The organism is Mesorhizobium sp. M7A.F.Ca.US.002.01.1.1 (assembly GCF_004022955.1).
Classification (GTDB): domain Bacteria; phylum Pseudomonadota; class Alphaproteobacteria; order Rhizobiales; family Rhizobiaceae; genus Mesorhizobium; species Mesorhizobium ciceri.
The window spans coordinates 1-1,023 of the sequence record NZ_RZQE01000936.1 but is presented as its reverse complement, the minus strand read 5'-3'; the positions used below and the strand labels follow the sequence as shown (position 1 = coordinate 1,023).

Genomic DNA, 1,023 nt, shown 5'->3' with positions numbered 1-1,023 from the left:
CGGTAAAAGTAAGGGTCAAGAACCCGCACCTCCGTGATCTTGTCGACAGGCAGCGCGTTTTTCTGGGCCGTGCTGCGGATCGCTTCCGGCGAAGGCGCGTCATAGATGCAGAAGCTCTGCTTCTTGTCGGGCGAGACGAAGGACTGCACCCAGGTCACGCCTTTCTCCGCGTTGCGCATGATGACGCCGCCCAGCGCATCGGCGCCGGCGTCGTTCACCGGCACGCTGAGGCCGTTGGGAAATGTACGTTCAACCACATAGCGAGGCATATCAGGTTCCTTTTTTACTGTTTCACGCCCGGTTTTGAGCGCGGAGGACATTGATCACGCTCGCCAGGGGCGCGCATCGGAACCTTTCCCTATGTTTCGTGGGACGATTCCCCATGTTAACGGCGTTCACTGCTGGAGCCACAAAGCCGATACCGGGCCGCGCTATCCTGCCTGACGAAAGCGGGGTGCGGCAGCGACCCGGATCACGAAAAGCGGACGATCATGCTTCTGGAACGGCAGACACAGCTGGAGCAGCTTGACGGACTTCTCGCCGAAGCCGCGCGTGGTCGCGGCAGCGTGGTGGCGTTGTCGGGCGAGGCCGGCGCCGGCAAGACCGCACTGGTCGAGGCCTTCGTCGCCGGCGCGGCCAAGGCTACGCGCATCTTGCGCAGCGCCTGCGAGGACCTGTCGATCCCCGATCCGCTCGGACCGCTCTATGACCTCGCCCGCGAGGCGCAATGGGCGATGCCGCAGGCGATCGACGCCAGGCAGGGTCAGCGGCTGCCACTGTTCTCCGGTGCCCTCGACGTGTTCGAGACAAGGACCCAGCCGACGCTTCTGGTAATCGAGGATCTGCATTGGGCGGACGACGCGACGCTCGATTTCGTCCGCTTTCTTGGCCGGCGCATCGCCAACACCCACATCCTGGTCCTGTTGACGGCGCGCACCGACCGCAGCGAAGGACAGGCGCGTGTGCGCCGGGCGCTGGGTGAAATTCCGTCGGGCAACGTTGCCCGTATCGACGTGCCGCTGT

General features: G+C 64.2%; 2 protein-coding genes. One reads left to right on the top strand and one right to left on the bottom strand.

The window, feature by feature from the left end; translation table 11 throughout:
• The coding region (locus EN932_RS36860) for a DUF4242 domain-containing protein (RefSeq protein WP_245461039.1) at window positions 1-320 on the bottom strand (320 nt) is incomplete at its 3' end.
• A 171-nt stretch (window positions 321-491) separates the two neighbouring features.
• On the opposite strand from EN932_RS36860, the gene EN932_RS36855 reads away from it, so the two are divergent.
• A partial coding sequence (locus tag EN932_RS36855; RefSeq protein ID WP_164890877.1) for an AAA family ATPase occupies window positions 492-1,023 on the top strand: 532 nt, incomplete at its 3' end.